10 protein-coding genes and 1 tRNA gene are annotated in these 16,365 nt (G+C 65.4%); 9 read left to right on the forward strand and 2 right to left on the reverse strand.

The genetic code is table 11. The annotated features are described in order from the left end of the window. Positions 1-25: 25 nt before the first annotated feature. A complete protein-coding gene (locus ACPFL9_RS06675) occupies positions 26-1,852 on the forward strand; it encodes an ABC-F family ATP-binding cassette domain-containing protein (protein ID WP_426006559.1) in 1,827 nt (608 codons plus the stop codon). A 146-nt stretch (positions 1,853-1,998) separates the two neighbouring features. On the opposite strand, the gene ACPFL9_RS06680 is transcribed toward ACPFL9_RS06675, so the two are convergent. Continuing rightward, positions 1,999-2,394 (reverse strand): VOC family protein, encoded by a 396-nt coding sequence (locus ACPFL9_RS06680; RefSeq protein ID WP_426006561.1) that lies wholly within the window; start codon positions 2,392-2,394, stop codon positions 1,999-2,001. A 147-nt stretch (positions 2,395-2,541) separates the two neighbouring features. Then, positions 2,542-3,228, reverse strand: coding sequence for a TetR/AcrR family transcriptional regulator (locus ACPFL9_RS06685; protein ID WP_426006563.1), 687 nt, complete (start codon positions 3,226-3,228; stop codon positions 2,542-2,544). A 190-nt stretch (positions 3,229-3,418) separates the two neighbouring features. Between ACPFL9_RS06685 and ACPFL9_RS06690 the strand changes: the two genes are divergently transcribed. The 8 genes from ACPFL9_RS06690 (at position 3,419) to ACPFL9_RS06725 (ending at position 16,295) form a co-directional block, all read left to right on the forward strand. Continuing rightward, positions 3,419-3,490 (forward strand) — tRNA-Gln (locus ACPFL9_RS06690). A gap of 123 nt (positions 3,491-3,613) precedes the next feature. Further along, entirely contained in the window at positions 3,614-5,119 is a 1,506-nt protein-coding gene (gene glmU, locus ACPFL9_RS06695; RefSeq protein WP_426006565.1) for a bifunctional UDP-N-acetylglucosamine diphosphorylase/glucosamine-1-phosphate N-acetyltransferase GlmU, read from the forward strand. Next, the gene (locus ACPFL9_RS06700) at positions 5,116-6,096 is read left to right on the forward strand and encodes a ribose-phosphate diphosphokinase (protein ID WP_426006567.1); all 981 of its coding nucleotides are present in this window, start codon (positions 5,116-5,118) and stop codon (positions 6,094-6,096) included. The genes glmU and ACPFL9_RS06700 overlap by 4 nt, the downstream gene beginning before the upstream one ends. 304 nt (positions 6,097-6,400) lie before the next feature. Beyond that, entirely contained in the window at positions 6,401-7,000 is a 600-nt protein-coding gene (locus ACPFL9_RS06705) for a 50S ribosomal protein L25/general stress protein Ctc (RefSeq protein ID WP_426006569.1), read from the forward strand. A gap of 105 nt (positions 7,001-7,105) precedes the next feature. Then, positions 7,106-7,690: an aminoacyl-tRNA hydrolase gene (gene pth / locus ACPFL9_RS06710; RefSeq protein ID WP_426006571.1), complete on the forward strand. Its 585-nt coding sequence runs from the start codon at positions 7,106-7,108 to the stop codon at positions 7,688-7,690. 156 nt (positions 7,691-7,846) lie between these two features. Beyond that, positions 7,847-10,597, forward strand: coding sequence for a LuxR C-terminal-related transcriptional regulator (locus ACPFL9_RS06715; protein ID WP_426006573.1), 2,751 nt, complete (start codon positions 7,847-7,849; stop codon positions 10,595-10,597). Between the two features lie 41 nt (positions 10,598-10,638). After that, positions 10,639-13,299 (forward strand): AAA family ATPase, encoded by a 2,661-nt coding sequence (locus ACPFL9_RS06720; protein WP_426006575.1) that lies wholly within the window; start codon positions 10,639-10,641, stop codon positions 13,297-13,299. Between the two features lie 452 nt (positions 13,300-13,751). Beyond that, positions 13,752-16,295: an AAA family ATPase gene (locus tag ACPFL9_RS06725; RefSeq protein ID WP_426006577.1), complete on the forward strand. Its 2,544-nt coding sequence runs from the start codon at positions 13,752-13,754 to the stop codon at positions 16,293-16,295. Positions 16,296-16,365 lie beyond the last annotated feature (70 nt).

Consider the following 16,365-nt stretch of genomic DNA (forward strand, 5'->3'; position numbering starts at 1 on the left):
TTCCAGCTGTAGAAAGTAGTACCTCTTGGCCCACCTTCTTGGCGGCGAAAACCTGACGGTTTCCTTCGCAACCCGCACAGTCCTCGACGGCGTCACCCTCGGTTTGGAGGATGGCGACCGGATCGGCATGGTGGGCCGTAACGGCGACGGCAAGTCCACGCTCATGCGGCTGCTGGCGCAGCGCTCCACGCCTGATTCCGGCCGGGTCACCAAACGCGGCGACGTCAACGTCGGTTACCTGGACCAGGGCGACGTGCTCGACGGCGACCTGACAGTGGGCGCTGCGATCGTCGGCGACCGCGCGGATCACGAATGGGCGGCAAACCCGAAGATCCGCGAAATCATGGGTGGCCTGGTGGGCGATGTGGACTGGCACGCCAACGTTCACTCGCTGTCCGGTGGGCAGAAGCGGCGCGTTGCCCTGGCCAAGCTCCTCATCGAGGACCACGACGTCATCATGCTCGACGAGCCCACCAACCACCTGGACGTCGAGGGCGTCGCCTGGCTTGCCCGGCACCTCAAGTCGCGCTGGCGCGCCAACCAGGGTGCGTTCCTGGTGGTCACCCACGACCGTTGGTTCCTTGACGAAGTCTGCAAGTACACCTGGGAAGTCCACGACGCCATGGTGGACATGTTCGACGGCGGGTACGCCGCGTACGTTTTGGCCCGCGCCGAGCGTGACCGCATGGCGGCCGTCGTCGAGAACAAACGCCAGCAGTTGGTCAAGAAGGAACTGGCCTGGCTGCGGCGGGGCGCACCGGCACGAACCTCCAAGCCGAAGTTCCGGATCGAGGCCGCCAACGAACTTATCTCCGACGTTCCGGAACCGCGTGACTCGGTGGCCCTGAACAAGATGGCTACGGCGCGGCTCGGCAAGGACGTGCTGGATCTTGAGAACGTCTCGCTGGATTTTGAAGGCGGCGAGGCCGGACAGAAGCTGTTCGACAACATTACGCTGCGGCTGGCCCCGGGTGAAAGGCTCGGCCTGGTCGGCGTCAACGGTGCCGGCAAGTCCACCTTGCTGAAGCTGCTCAACGGCGATATCCAGCCCACGTCCGGACGACTCAAGCGCGGCAAGACCGTGGTGACGGCCGTCCTCACCCAGGACGTGAAGGAACTCGACGAGGTTTCCGACCTGCGCGTCATCGAAGTGATCGAACGCGAGAAGCGTTCGTTCAACGTGGGCGGCAAGGAATTCACTGCCGGGCAACTCGTGGAGCAGCTGGGCTTCACCAAGGAGAAGCAGTGGACGCCGGTGCCGGACCTTTCCGGTGGGGAACGACGCCGGTTGCAGCTCCTGCGCTTGCTGGTGGGTGAACCCAACGTGCTCATGCTCGACGAGCCCACCAACGACCTCGATACCGACACCCTTGCCGCCGTCGAAGACGTCCTGGACGGCTGGCCGGGTACGTTGGTCGTGGTCAGCCACGACCGGTACCTCCTGGAACGCGTCACCGATCACCAGATGGCCTTGCTCGGCGACGGCAAACTCCGCGGCCTTCCCGGCGGCGTGGACCAGTACCTTGAACTTCGTGAGGCCGCCTTGGCCTCCGGCGCTTTCGGGGGATCGACGGCGCCGACGGCTGCCTCCTCCGGCGGTTCTTCGTCCTCTGCCTCCGGTCCCAGCGAGGCCGAGAAACGCGAAGCACGCAAGGACCTGAACCGGATTGACCGGCAACTCGGCAAGCTCGCGCAGCAGGAAGAGAAGCTCCACACCCAGATGGCGGCGAAGTCAGAGTCCGGCGACTTCGATGCCCTGGGCGAGCTCAATGCCAAGCTGCAGGAGTTGCTCGAGGAGAAGGAAGGCCTGGAGCTCGAGTGGCTTGAGGCTGTCGAGATCCTCGGAGAGTAGCCTCCCCCGGATGCTCTCTCACCGTTTGCCGGGTTTTGGCGGATGCTCTCTCACCGTTTGCCGGGTTTTGGCGGATGCTCTCTCAGTGTTTGCCGGGTTTTGGCGGATGCTCTCTCAGTGTTTGCCGGGTTTTGGCGGACGCTCTCTCAGTGTTCGTAGCCGATGAGCCAGTGGAGGCCGTGCCGGTCGAGCACTTGGCCGTCGCTGGCACCCCAAGGTTTGGGAGACAGCGGGTCGATGACCTTGCCTCCTTCTGAGAGCTTCTCGAACCAACTGTGAAGGGTAGCTGGCTCCGATGCGCCCAGCAACGAGAGCATTAGGCCTTCGGTCCTGAGGCTCGTCTCGCCCTTTGCGGCATCTGCGCCGGCCAAGGCGACTGGTCCGCTCAGCACGCCGTGGGCAATCGCGTCGGCAGGGCCGTCGGTACGTCCAAATTCTTTGTATGTATGGAGGGCGACTTCGCCGCCGAAGACGTCCGCGTAAAAGGTCAGGGCTTCGTTGGCCGTTCCAGGGAAGAGGACATAAATCTGCAAGCCAGTCATGGCCCGATCCTAACGGGGAATCCAGATCTCCAGGTGTTTGGTGAGAGAGGGTCGGTCGAATAGGGGTGTTTGGTGAGAGAGGGTCGGTCGAATGGGGGTGTTTGGTGAGAGAGGGTCGGTCGAATGGGGGTGTTTGGTGAGAGACGGTCAGGTTTCGGAGCGGAGCTCCGGTTCCTTCTGCAGGCCGGTCAGTCCGTTCCAGGCCAGGTTGACCAGGTGGGCCGCTACCGCGCGCTTGTCCGGCTGGCGGCTGTCGAGCCACCATTGGCCCGTCATCGCCACCATTCCCACGAGCATTTGGGCATACATGCCGCCGTCGGCTGCGCTGAAACCCCGGCGGGCGAACTCGTCCGACAGCAGATGTTCCACCCGGGCCGTCACGTGCGACAGGAGCGTGGAAAAGGCACCTTCCGGTTGGGAGGGTGGAGCGTCCCGCATGAGGATCCGGAAACCGTCGGTCCGGTCTTCGATGTATCCGAGCAGGGCAAGGGCTGCCCTTTCGACCAGCACGCGGGGCTTGGCCTCCGTGCTGAGGGCCTCGGTGATCGAGTCGAGGAGGATGCGGAATTCGGTCTCCACCACTTGGCGGTAGAGGCCTTCCTTGGATCCGAAGTGCTCGTAGATCACGGGCTTGGACACCCCGGCGGTGGCAGCGATTTCCTCGATGGTGGTGCCATCCAGTCCGCGTGCGGCGAAGAGGGCGCGGCCTATGCCAATGAGTTGTGACCTGCGCTGCTGGCCGGTCATCCGTGCCCGCACTGCCGGTACCGCGGGGCCGTGCTCCAGCTCCGCAGGTCCAGTGGTGGGGCGGGGGAGTCCAGTGCGCTTGCTCACCTGTCCATCATGCCCCACCCGCCGGGCAGGAGGGTCGTTGACGTGCCCGGAACGCCGTCCGGAACCCGCACGGGCGGGGTCAAGTCGCGAAGCACGCAATGGTCATGGCAAACTAGATTCTTGTGTGTGCATCCCGGTGATCGCCGGAAGGCCCCGGACCCTGCCGTCCGGACGCCTGAAGCATGCACGGTCCGCTCTGGTGTAACGGCAGCACCCCGGCCTTTGGAGCCGTGGAGTATAGGTTCGAATCCTATGGGCGGAACGGTCGGAAAACGCGCTCCACTGTGTACTTGGAACGGCTCGAACGATGCCCGGGTCCACGTCCGGATGGCAGCATTCCGAAGCCGGGTTACCCGGGACAAAACCGAGCAAGGAGAGCCAGTACGTGAGCCCCGAATCCACCGGTCCCGCAGCGGTCATCGTTCTGGCTGCAGGTGCCGGAACACGCATGAAGTCGCGGACTCCCAAGATTCTCCATGAGATCGGCGGCCGCTCCATGGTGGGCCACGCCCTCTTGGCGGCCCGGTCCATCAACCCCGCAAAGCTGGCCCTCGTGGTGCGGCATGAACGCGATCGCGTGGCTGAACACGTCTCCGCGCAGGATCCCCAGGCTTTGATCGTGGACCAGGATGACATTCCGGGCACTGGCCGCGCGGTGGAGGTTGCGGTGAAGGCCCTCGACGCCGAGGCCGAGCTGCATGGCACGGTGGTTGTCACCTACGGCGACGTCCCCTTGCTCACCGGGGAACTGCTGGGCGAGCTGGTCTCCACCCACGAGTCCGAAGGCAACGCCGTCACGGTCCTCACAGCGGTCCTGGACGACGCCACAGGCTACGGCCGCATCCTCCGCGCAGAGGACGGCACCGTGCTGGGCATCCGCGAGCACAAGGACGCCACGGACCAAGAGCGCGCCATCCGTGAGATCAACTCCGGGATCTACGCTTTCGACGCAGCGGTCCTTCGCAAGGCCCTGGAAAGCGTCACCACGGATAACGCACAGGGCGAGATGTACCTGACCGACGTGCTCGGCCTGGCGCGCGACGCCGGTGGCCGGGTTGCCGCCGTCGTTACTGACGACCGCTGGCAGGTCGAGGGCGCCAACGACCGCATCCAGCTTTCGGCCCTCGGCGCCGAGCACAACCGCCGCATTATCGAATCCTGGATGCGCGCAGGCGTCACCGTAGTGGATCCCTCCACCACCTGGATCGATTCCACTGTCACCCTCGACGAGGACGTCCGCCTGCTGCCCAACACGCAACTTCACGGCGCCACCACCGTGGCGAGGGACGCCGTCGTCGGACCTGATACAACCCTCACCGACGTCAATGTCGGCGAAGGCGCGAAGGTGGTCCGCACCCACGGATCCGGTTCCACGATCGGCGCCAAGGCGAGCGTTGGACCGTTCACCTACCTCCGTCCCGGTACGGTCCTGGGCGAAACAGGCAAAATCGGTGCGTTCTACGAAACCAAGAACGTCACGATCGGACGCGGTTCCAAGCTCTCCCACCTGGGCTACGCGGGCGACGCCGAGATCGGCGAGGACACGAACATCGGCTGCGGCAACATTACGGCCAACTACGACGGCGAGAAGAAGCACCGCACGGTGATCGGCTCGGGCGTCCGCACCGGATCCAACACGGTCTTCGTGGCACCTGTCACTGTTGGCGATGGCGCCTACAGCGGCGCCGGCGCCGTCATCCGCAAGGACGTCCCGCCTGGGGCCCTTGCCCTCAGCCTGGCCGCACAGCGCAACGCGGAGGGATGGGTGCTGGCAAACCGCCAGGGCACCACCTCCGCGCAGCTCGCCCAGGCAGCGCAGGATGCCCTGCTGACCCCTGCTTCCACTTCCTCACAATCTCCAGCAACCACAGAAGAGGGCAATCAGGCATGAGCGAAATCACCGCACACGGCGAGAAGAAACTGGTTCTCGCCGCCGGAAGGGCGCATCCGGAGCTGGCGCAGGAAATCGCGAAGGAACTGGAGACAGAACTCCTGCCCATCGATGCCTACGACTTCGCCAACGGCGAGATCTACGTCCGCTCGGCTGAGAGCGTCCGGGGAACCGATGCTTTCGTGATCCAGGCCCACCCGGCACCGCTGAACAACTGGCTCATGGAGCAGTTGATCATGATCGACTCGCTCAAGCGTGCCTCCGCCAAGCGCATCACCGTGGTCTCCCCGTTCTACCCGTACTCCCGCCAGGACAAGAAGGGCCGTGGCCGCGAGCCCATCTCCGCCCGCTTGGTCGCTGACCTGTACCGTACCGCCGGTGCTGACCGCATCATGTCCGTGGACCTCCACACTTCCCAGATCCAGGGCTTCTTCGACGGACCCGTGGACCACCTGATGGCCATCCCGCTTCTGGCGGATTACATCCGCACCAAGGTGGACTCCGAGAACATCACGGTTGTTTCGCCTGATACCGGCCGCGTCCGGGTTGCCGAGCAGTGGGCTGAGCGCCTTGGCGGTGCGCCGCTGGCGTTCGTGCACAAGAGCCGCGACCTGACCGTACCCAACCAGGCAGTGTCCAAGACCGTGGTGGGCCAGATCGAGGGCCGTACATGTGTGCTGATCGATGACATGATCGACACCGGCGGAACCATCTCCGGCGCCGTGCAGGTGCTGAAGAACGCCGGCGCCAAGGACGTCATCATCGCCTGCACCCACGCTGTCTTCTCAGACCCCGCCGCACAGCGCCTTGCCGAGTCCGGCGCCCGGGAAGTGGTGGTCACCAACACCCTGCCGATTCCGGCCGAGAAGCGCTTCCCGCAACTGACGGTGCTGTCCATCGCACCGTTGATCGCGCGCGCGATCCGTGAAGTGTTCGACGACGGTTCGGTCACCAGCCTGTTCGACGGCAAGGCTTAGTCAGGCCCGGCCAAGGCTGCACGGCATGACGGGCCATCCACCGCCGAGGGCGGCGGATGGCCCGTTTTCAGTTTTCGGAGGTGCCGCTGGTAAACTTTCGGAGATACCTTGGCGAGGGAGAGCACTTCCGGATGGCATTCATGCCTCCGAGCGGGTCTCCGTTATCGACTGGGTCTGTAACCTCCTTCGACGAAGGCGGGCCGGTTTTCCAAAGGCCCGCGGGCGTGGAAGGTCACTCCAGACCTCCGCCCTTGCTGATCACCACGCCGTTTTTGAACGGCACACCAGTAATCAAGGAGTACACATGTCTGAGCAGAAGCTCGCAGCAGAACTGCGCACCGAATTCGGCAAGGGCTACGCCCGCCGCGCACGCGTCGCCGGCCGTATCCCCGCCGTCATCTACGGCCACGGTGCAGAGCCCGTGCACGTGACCCTCCCGGGCCGCGAAACCACCCTGGCAGTCCGCGTTGCCAACGCCCTGCTGAACCTGGACATCAACGGCGAGGCACACCTGACCATCGTCAAGGACATCCAGCGCAACGCCATCAAGCAGACCATCGAGCACATGGACCTCCTGACGGTCCGCCAGGGCGAGAAGGTCACCGTGGACGTTCCCGTCCACGTCACCGGTGAAGTTGCTCCGGGTGCCGTCGCCAACCAGGAAGCCGTCACCCTCTCCGTCGAGGCCGAGGCAACCCACCTGCCCACCGCCCTCGAGGTTGACATCGAAGGCCGCGAGGCCGGCGCGCACGTCCACGCTTCCGACGTCGTTCTTCCCAAGGGCGTCAGCCTGCTGACCGAAGCCGACACCCTGGTGGTCAACGTCTCCGAGGCTGTTGCTGCCGAGGCTGAAGAAGCAGCCGAAGGCGAAGAAGCTCCTGCAGCTGAAGAAGCCGCCGAGTAGTCTGCGACTGCCTGAGGCTTAGCCTTTTCAGTGGCCGGGTCCCTGCGGGGTCCCGGCCACTTTGTTTTGCTCCTTGAACCTGACCAGATTCCCTAGGATGTGATCATGACTGACACGTGGCTGATTGTGGGCCTCGGCAACCCCGGCACTGAGTACAGCGGCAACAGGCACAACGTGGGCCAGATGGTGCTGGATGAACTGGCCGCCAGGGTGGGCGGGAAGTTCAAAGTCCATAAGTCGCGGGCGCAGGTGGTCGAAGGACGCCTGGGCATCGGCGGACCCCGCGTGGTGCTGGCAAAGCCGATGACCTACATGAACGTTTCCGGTGGTCCGGTAGCCAACCTGGCCAAGTTTTTCGACATCGCACCGGACCATGTCATTGCCGTACATGATGAGATCGACATCCCCTTCAACACTGTAAAGCTGAAAATTGGCGGCGGCGAGGGCGGCCACAACGGCCTCCGCGATATTTCCAAGGCGCTGGCCACAAAGGACTACCTCCGGGTCCGTGTGGGGGTCGGCCGGCCGCCGGGCCGCATGGACACTGCGGATTATGTACTCCGGGATTTTGCCACCGCGGAGAAGAAAGACCTGCCGTTCCTGATCGATGAAGCCGCTGATGCAGTGGAGCTGCTCATGGCTGAAGGACTGCTTGCTGCCCAGCAAAAACACCACGCCGCGCGGTCTTGATGGAATCTTGAGGAAAGCCTGATCAAAGCCTGACGGCACAGGGGGCACCTGCATCTACCAAACTGTCGCTGACCGGCTGTAGTGTGCATGGTACGCAGGAAAGCGGTGGGGGCCACGCGGTGGGGGACTGTCGCGAATGTGTAGCTAAGGATGCAGATGTCGGCGGAGTTGCTAAACAGGAGCGGGGGAGGCGCGGCAAGGGCCGCGGCCCCGGAGCTTGTGGGCGGGGCTTCAGACAGGCAGACATGGTCCCTCCTGGCAAGAAGCCACGATCTTTCGCGGGCCAGCAGGTTCCTGGAGTCACCCGGTTCCTACGGCGTGGTGCTCACCGGTGAACGGGGCATCGGCAAGTCGGGGCTGGCCCGGTCAGTGGTGGCTTCCCTTGGCCCCAAAGTCCACAGCCTTCAACTGCGCAACACGGTAGCCAACGGCCAGACGCCCTACGGATGCCTTGGCTTCCTCCTGGCCCGGCTGCCGTCCGAAGCCGTCAGTTCGCCCACGGGCATCCTGCATGCAGTGACGTCCCTGATCCGGGCAGAAGCCGGTGGCCGCCAAGCGGTGTTCATCGTGGACAACGCCGGGGGCATGGACCCCATGAGCACCGGTGTCCTGCTTAACCTCATGGCCACCGGAACGGCCAAGATGATTGCCACGGTGCAACGGGCCAGCGATCTGCCGGAGGACTTCCACCGCCTGGTCCTGGAGGAGCAACTGGGGGAGGTCCACCTCAATACCCTGACCGAGGAACAGACCAAGCAGGTGCTGGGCTCGGTTCTGGGGCATTACGTGTCATCCACGCTGGTGGGGTCGTTGCACGCAGCGGTGGGCGGCAACCCCATGCTGCTGCACGCTTTGCTTGATGAACAGCGCCACTCCGGCAACCTGGTGCTGAACGATTCCGTATGGACGCTGCGGGACAGGGTCAAGCTCGAAGGCGCCACGGTGGTGGAGGATTTTGTGCGCTCCCGGCTGGCGCGCGAGTCGCAGGCCAGCCGGACCGTCGTCGAAATTCTGGCCTGCGCCCAGCGCGCCACCCTGGTGGACCTGGCAGCGATCTTCGGCGCCGAGGTGCTGGTGGAGATGGAAGAAGGCGGCCTCGTCACGGTGGACCGGGCGGGTGAGCACTGGGTTTCCCTCCGCGATCCGTACGTGGGGGAAGTCGTCCGGGGATGGCTTGGCACCCGCAGGCGCCGTGAACTCCGCCTGATGCTGCTGGGCCCCAAGGAACCCGAGCTCCAGGGCTTGGCTCCCCGGGACCTGCTGAGCTATGCGGCCTGGATGCACGCGTGCGAGGACGAACCGGCACCTTCTCCGGCCCACGCACTTGCCGCAGGCAGGGCGGCACTTGATGACTACGATCCCAACTTCGCGATCCAATGCACGCTGTCCCTGGACCAGAAGGATCCGCAATGGATTCCCGGGCAGCGGGTCAAGGCGTCCGCCTACCTGATGCTGGACCTGCCCCTGCACGCAGCCCAAGCGCTGGACGAGATCCCGGAAGCTTTGCTGGCTGCCGCCGACCCGTTGGAGTTCGCCGAGGTGACGGCTGCCAAATGCCAGGCCATGACCTGGATCGATGGCCGGTCCGGTTTGGTGCCAGGGGTCATTGCGGCGGCCCGTGAGGCGTTGGACGCACGGGCCGCAGCCCCTGGGAACGGGACCACCAACAAACTTCACATCATCACCCGGGCACGCAACCGCCTGGACCTTTGCAACTACGACTACCAGACCTACCTCGGTGAGTACGCCGGCATGCTGGATGCATTGGAAGCGGAACTGGCCAAGGGCCCTGGCGAGGACAGGGAACACTGGCTCAGGTCGGCGTGCTACCTCATTGAAGCCCGCTGCATGGTCGGCAGGGAGCTGGACGCCCAGGACCTGGCACGGTCTGTTTCGCGCCAAATGAACGCGACCGACCGGACCCCCCAACTCGAAGAAGCTTTTGCCCGGCACGCGTATCTGGTGCTGCTGTTGTCCGGCCAGTGGCGCAAATGCATTGAACTGATGCGCCGGGCGCCGTCCACCCCGTCACGGTTGCAGTACCGGGGTGCCATCACCGAACTGGGGATTGGCCTTGCTTACGCCTACGCGGGCAAGCCGTCTTCCGCCATCGAACCGCTGCGTTCGGCGGTGGCGCAGTTCGAACTCCGTCCGGCCATGAATATGGTCAAAGTGGCCTACGCCGCCACCGCGTTTGCCTATGCCCAGCTGGGAAACCCGCTGGAAGCGGCCAGGTATCTCGACCTGTTCCGCACCTGCCGTGGTGTGGGTACGTTCTTCGCGGAATCGGTCGCGGAGTTCTGCGCCGACATGGCCGGCCGCTGGATGGGTGACCCGGAGGTCAAGCAGCGCTTGTTCGCCAAGGCCCTGCAGGATGTGGACAAGCAACGGTACACGACGGCGGGCATCTGCCTCTTTGGTGCCACCGTGGAAGGAAGCGATGCCGAGTACCGGCTTTTGGAAGAGATCGCGGGCAAGAGGCAAGGCCCCTTGGCTCGGATCTCAGGCGACCTGGCCCGCGGATCCCTGACCCGCAGCTCCCGGTCCCTCCTTGCGGCGGCGGACGCTGCCGCTGCCATGGAACTGCTGGTGGTGGAGGCCCGCTGTGTGGCCATGGCCCTCGATTTTGCCCGGGACGCCGGGGAAACAACGGCAGCCAGGACGGCCCAGTTGCGGCTTGAACGGCTGGAACAGTCAGTGTCGGCGTTGCCCATCCAACCACGGAGCGACGCCCCGGTCCTGACTGAGCGTGAACGGCAGATCGCCAAACTTGCCGGAAAGGGTATCAGCAACCGTGAAATCGCAATGGATATTGGGGTGTCTGTGCGTACTGTGGAAGGTCACCTTTACCAAGTCTTCACCAAGCTCGGCGTATCGTCCCGGGGCGAACTCAACGGACTCCTGTGAGGTGGCGGCCCTGACCTCCTATGGCGCGGTTCGGGGTGCCCATGCAAGCTGACCACCTTGTGGGCCGTGAGGCCGAACTGGACCTCGCTACCGGAATATTGCGCCAGGACGGAGCGGGGGCGGTCCTGCTCATCGCCGACCCCGGCGTGGGTAAAACCGCCATGGCTGCGGAAATAGCCGCCCGCTTGTCCCACGAAATGGTGGTGATGCGCGTCCACGGCAGTCCGGCCCTGTCGGCGGTACCGTACGGCGTGCTGGCACCCTACCTGCTGGACCTTCCGGTGGAGCAGGCCACGTCCCCGGTGGCGATCCTGAGGGAGTTCTGGGCCCAGTTCGAGAAGCGACGCGGCGGTGAGGGAGCAAGGCTGCTCCTGGTGGTTGATGACGCCCACGACCTCGACGAGGGCAGCACCCAGATCCTCGCCGAACTGGTATCGGCCGGGTGGGCGCGGCTGGTGGCCACCAGCAGGCCCAGGCCGGGACTGCCCGCCGCCTTGCTTCAGCTCTGGTACGACGGCTTGGCCGAACGCATCGAACTGCACCCCCTGGAACGCGAAACCGCTGCGCAGCTGGCTGAGATGATGCTGGGCGGCACGGTCATGGCCAGTACGGTAGACGTCCTCCACTCCGTCTCCGAAGGGAATCCGCTGCTCCTCCGTTGTCTGCTGGACGATTCCAAGGCAGACGGCAACCTGGTGCGCCGCAACAGCGTCTGGTTCCTCACCAGGGCCCTGTCCGGCAGCGGCGAAGGGCTCGCGGAGGTGGTCCGCAACAAAGTGCTCCGCACCAGCGACGCTGAGCGGGAAGCCATGTATGTCGTGGCCCTTTCCGAACCGGTTCCTACCGCGGTGCTGGATGCCCTGGTGGGGAGGGACACCGTCAGGTCGCTCATGGACAGCCGTTTGGTGGTGTCCACGAATGGCCCCGGCAGCGCGCTGAAAATGTGGCATCCCATGTACGGTGAGGCCTTGCGGCAGATCGTATCGCCCGCCCGCAGCCTTCAGATCCGCCAGCGGATGGTGCAGCACCTGGGCGCCGAACCCGCCACCGCTGAGGGCCTGCTCCGCATGGTGAGCTGGGCGCTGGACTGTGGTGCCGACGTCGAGGATGAACAGCTTCTGCAAGCGGCCTTCCTTGCGGCCAAGCTGCTCCAGAACCCGCTGGCCCGCGCCGCGGCGGACAAGGTGCGTTCCGAGGCCCTGCGGCCGCGCGCCCGTGCTGTGCTGGCCATGGTCAACTACAACGACGGCGACTACCGCACTGCTGCGCGGCTGCTTGAGGAACAAGCGGGGTTCCTGGACGTGGATCCCACCGGTCCGCTGGGTGCGGGGCTCCTGTGGGCGGCGGCCCGGGCGGCCCTGGGCGACTCCTCCGCGGACATCGTGGCCGATGCCCGGTCGGCTGCTGCCCTGAGGGCCGAGGGGCGTTCGGATGACGATCCTGTCCTGTCGCAACTCCATCGGCACACCGACGCCCTGGAACTTGCGGCCCTGGCCAACGACGGCCAGTACCGGGAACTGGGCCGGGGCCTGGAGACTTTCGCTGCCGGCCTGGAACCCGGGCAGCCCGACTTCGTCATGAACCGCCTGTTCCTGCTGGCCATGGAGTGTGAGCTCCTGACCGTTGAGGGCCAGGCCGTCGCGGCGCTCGACAAAGGTCGGGAAGCGTTGGTGCTCCTTGACGAACACCACGACGACCTCCTGTACTTCAGCGACTTCATCATGGTCCGCTATGCCTTGGCCGCCCTGGAAGTCGGCGAGTGGGCAGCGGCCGAGGGCGCCTTGAACCGTTATGCCGCTAGCTCGGCCATGGGGCTGATCACCTTCGGCGGCGACATCCAGGCACTCAAGGGGTTGTCGTTCCTGCGGCAAGGGCGCTTGGAACAGGCCAGCGCCCAGTTGACGCCGGCGGTGGAGGCGTTGCGGGTGAAGGACCCGCAACGCCTCCGCCGGCTAGGAAACGCCCTGGCCTATTACGCTGCCGCCCGTTCGGGCAACACAGAACTGGCCCTGCGGTTGGCGGGCGAACCCGAGGTCCCCGCCGCCGGCGGTGCCTATGTTGAAGCCCTGGCCGAGCTTTTCACGCTGGCCGGCCACGAGCACCTGCAAAGGGGCACCGGCCTGGAAAGACTCCGGACCTTGCCTGGAAGCGCCCCCATGCACCACCTCTCCGGCGTGCTGCTGCAGAACCTGGTCCTCCGGGCCGAACTCGGCGACCAGCAGGCAATGGACGAGATCCGGGAGACTGCCTCGGACATGGCAGGGACTTGGGCGGGTGGCTGGCTGTCGCTGGCCACGGCCCAGGCGGACGGGGCCGGGGACGACCTGGTGAATGCAGGCAACCTGCTGGCGGCCGGCGGAATGCCGGGTCCGGCGGCGGTTGCCTTCGATAAAGCGGCGCTCGCTTTCGATGCCGAAGGGAAACGCCCGGAAGCCCGCCAGGCGGCTGTGCTGCGGGACGTCAGCGAAGCCAGCCTTGGCGACTCCGTGGCCCGGGACCCCCACACGGAAGTCGACCGGTCCGTGCCGCTGACCCGGCGTGAACAGGACATCGTGGCGCTCGCGGTGTCGGGACTGACCGACCGGCAAATCGCGGAGAAGCTCATGGTGTCCGTGCGCACAGTGGAGGGCCATCTCTACCGCAGTTACGCAAAGCTGGGAATCCGGCGCAGGGAAGATCTTGGAGCTGCCGTCCGCAACTAGCGGGCAACCGGACATAACTGGCGGACACCCGTGGGTAGCCCGCCAAGTACCGCTGACAGGCATGCCCCGGCTAGGTGGTGTCCGATGCGATCGGAGATACCACCAAACACTGGAGTAATGCCCCGCCTGTCCGTCGTGGGACCAAGTAGCGCCGCCATGAGTGACTGAGTACCAGCGAGTGCCGGCACCCAAAAGCGCTGGAACTAATCGAGTACCAACTACTGGTGCCCCGGTTTTCGCCGGGCGGTTAACTGTTTCTTGGAAGGACGGTCAGCCCCAAGCATCGCCGGATCTCCACCAACGCAACACCGCATCGGTGGTCTCTTTGAGCCGATGCTCCGGCCGCTGAAAGGCGGTCCGGCCCCTGGACGAAGCCGGCGGCGACAGAGTCTTCTGAGACCGAGACTCTCCCCCCAGCCGTCGCCGGCTTCCAGGCCAGGGAAACCGCAATCGTGGAACCGATCAACCTCCCGGATCAAGGGACTGCTGCTTTTGGAGTGTGCATGCTGCCGGACCCCTGGCTGGACGAAGAGACCGTCTCAGCCGGACTGAGCCCGACACCATTTCCCGACCGTCAGCAACTGCTGGAGCTTATCCTCGCCGCCATCCCGTCACCCTCAACCAACGGCATCGTAGTTACCGGGGACAGGGGATCGGGCAAGAGCCATTTGCTGCTGGCCATCAAATCAGGACTCCCGGACACCATTGACGTCCGGACTTTTGCCGGCAAAGCAGGACAGGAAAACACCAGCTACGCCACTCTCGCAGCCGCGGCCGCAGCCATGGAAGCAGACGCCGGACCCCCTCCCGACAACGATCCTTCGGGGCATCCCGGGCTCGGCATCCTTCGCGCTTTCACCCGAACCTTGGGCCCGGCCGAACACCTCTACACCCCACCTCCGGGACGGCGCCGGGGAAGGCGCCCGGCGGTGCCGCCGACCCGGCGGCCGTTGGTGCTGCTGGTGGATGATATCCAGTTCGTGGATCCGTCTTCCCTGGCCGTCCTGCTCCAGCTTCTTCCCGGCTTCGGGGCCACGCTGGTGGCAACAGCGGACAGCCACAGGCCCCTGCCCCAGGACCTCTACCAGCTATGGGAGGACGGTTTCCTGGAGCAGTACTTCCTGCCGCCGCTTACGTTCGCGGAAGCCCACACCCTGTGCGGGGACGTTCTTGGCGGGAAGGTCCAACGGCGCACCAGTGCCTTGCTGGCGGCGATCAGTGGCTTCAACGTGGGCCTGATGTGCCTTGCGGTGGAGGACGCCCGCCGGTCCGGCCTGCTGGTCCGGCACGACGGATACTGGACGGTGGATCTGGGGGCCCGGTGTTCCTGGCCACGGGTGACGCACTACGTACAGGGCGAAAATGCGCTCCTGCCGGCAGACGAACGCCATGCGCTGGAGTTGATCGCTCTCGCCGAGCCTTTGGAGTTGGACATCGTGGAACGCAGCTTCGGTCAGAAGCCGGTGGAACACCTGCTGTCCCTGCGCTGCATCCGCTTGCTGCCGGGTAAGCCGTTCCAGGTCAGGACGCATTCGTGGCTTCGTGGCGAGGGCACGCGGTTGTCGGTTCCCCCTTCCAGGAGCAGGGCCCTCCGGCTCGGTATCACCCAGCCCGCGGTGACCAGGGAGTCCGCCCCTGCCATGGTCCGCTGGATGGCCTGGACCCTGGATGCAGGACTGAGCGTGTCCGATGACCTGATCCTTTCCGCGGCCCCCGCCGCCGACCAGCCGGCCACGGCTGCGCTGGCGTTGCGGGCAGCCGAAGGTGTCAGCGATCCGGAACACCGCGACGAAGCCCGGCTGATCAAGGCCAGGGCGCTTGTGGCCGAAGGCCTTCTGAAAAAAGCAGCTTCCGAATTGCAGCGACTGGCAGTCCCGGGGCCCGTCGCAGCAGTCCAGGTTGATGCCAGGCACCGGCTTATGGCGCTGGATCTTCTTGGAGGAGCACGTCCAGGCTGGCCGGTGAATGGCCAAGGATCTGCCGGTACGGAAACGCGGGAATCCGACGGCGGGTCCGGGCTGGGCGGGGATGACCCCGGCATGATGGTCGTGGAAAGGATACACAGTGCCGAGCGCCTGCTTCCGTCAGGCGATGCCACGGCCGCGTTGGCCGCGTCCACTGCAGCGATGTCGTTGATTGACGGAGACCCGGACCTGGAGGTTTTCCGGCCCGGTGCCCTGCTGCGGCACATGATGTGCCTCCGCAGCGAACTGGCGTGGGACCAACTGGACCAAGCGTCCGCTTGTCCCTGGGATTACGCCGTACCGGCGCACATGGCGTGGAGCCTGGAGGTTGCCCGGGGGTACGCGCGCATCAGCCAGGGACTGCCCGGGGCTGCGCGGCAGATTTTGGAACCGGTTGTTGCTGAACTTCACGACGCCGGCCTGCCGCCCGTCCACGCACTGGCATCGGTCCTGCTGGCCTACTCCGAGGCATGCGCCGGTGATGCTGCCCAGGCGGGGGACCGGATCCGGAAGGTGCCCGATGAACAGGCGGAGCCCGCCGGGGGGCTCCTGCAGCAGGCAACGGCGTTGTACCGGGCTGCGGCCCTGGCTGCATCATCCGGCGATCCGGGCACCCTCCTGGATCTGGCGCACATTTTCCAATCGGGACGGGCCCCGTTGATGGAGGCGTCGGCTTTGTCCCTGTTGGCACTGAACGCAAGCGGTACCGGCGTCGGGAATTCCTTCCTGCAGCGGCTGGCGGAACTGGGCGGTGCGCTGGGAGGGCCGCAGGGCGAAGCTACACGGTTGTTCGCCACGGCGCTGCTGGCCGATGATCCCAAGGTTCTTGAGGCTGCAGGACGCAGCCTCTCAGCTAACAGGCTTTTCGCGGAAGCGGCCCTTTGCTATTCCCGGGCGGCCACGGGCTACGAGTCCCGGACCCGCACCGCTGCAAGCCGCCGGGTCACCCTCTTGCTGGAGCGGCTCCGGAACGCATTCGGCAGTGAAGCCGTTCCACCGTTGGGATGGCAGCCGGGCACTGCACGCTGCTGACGTGGGCAATGGCACATCGGGCGGAACAGCCGGGCGTGGGATAATTGATTGTCCCTGAAGGATTCCCAAG

The sequence above is a fragment of the Paenarthrobacter sp. NyZ202 genome, assembly GCF_049860755.1.
In the GTDB taxonomy this organism is placed as follows: domain Bacteria; phylum Actinomycetota; class Actinomycetes; order Actinomycetales; family Micrococcaceae; genus Arthrobacter.

Excerpts from the sequence above, each read along its gene's own strand:
- ACPFL9_RS06680 (WP_426006561.1), bottom strand. The coding sequence starts at position 2,394 with ATGACTGGCTTGCAGATTTATGTCCTCTTCCCTGGAACGGCCAACGAA.
- pth (WP_426006571.1), top strand. The coding sequence starts at position 7,106 with ATGACTGACACGTGGCTGATTGTGGGCCTCGGCAACCCCGGCACTGAG.
- ACPFL9_RS06715 (WP_426006573.1), top strand. The coding sequence starts at position 7,847 with ATGTCGGCGGAGTTGCTAAACAGGAGCGGGGGAGGCGCGGCAAGGGCC.
- ACPFL9_RS06705 (WP_426006569.1), top strand. The coding sequence starts at position 6,401 with ATGTCTGAGCAGAAGCTCGCAGCAGAACTGCGCACCGAATTCGGCAAG.
- ACPFL9_RS06700 (WP_426006567.1), top strand. The coding sequence starts at position 5,116 with ATGAGCGAAATCACCGCACACGGCGAGAAGAAACTGGTTCTCGCCGCC.
- ACPFL9_RS06720 (WP_426006575.1), top strand. The coding sequence starts at position 10,639 with ATGCAAGCTGACCACCTTGTGGGCCGTGAGGCCGAACTGGACCTCGCT.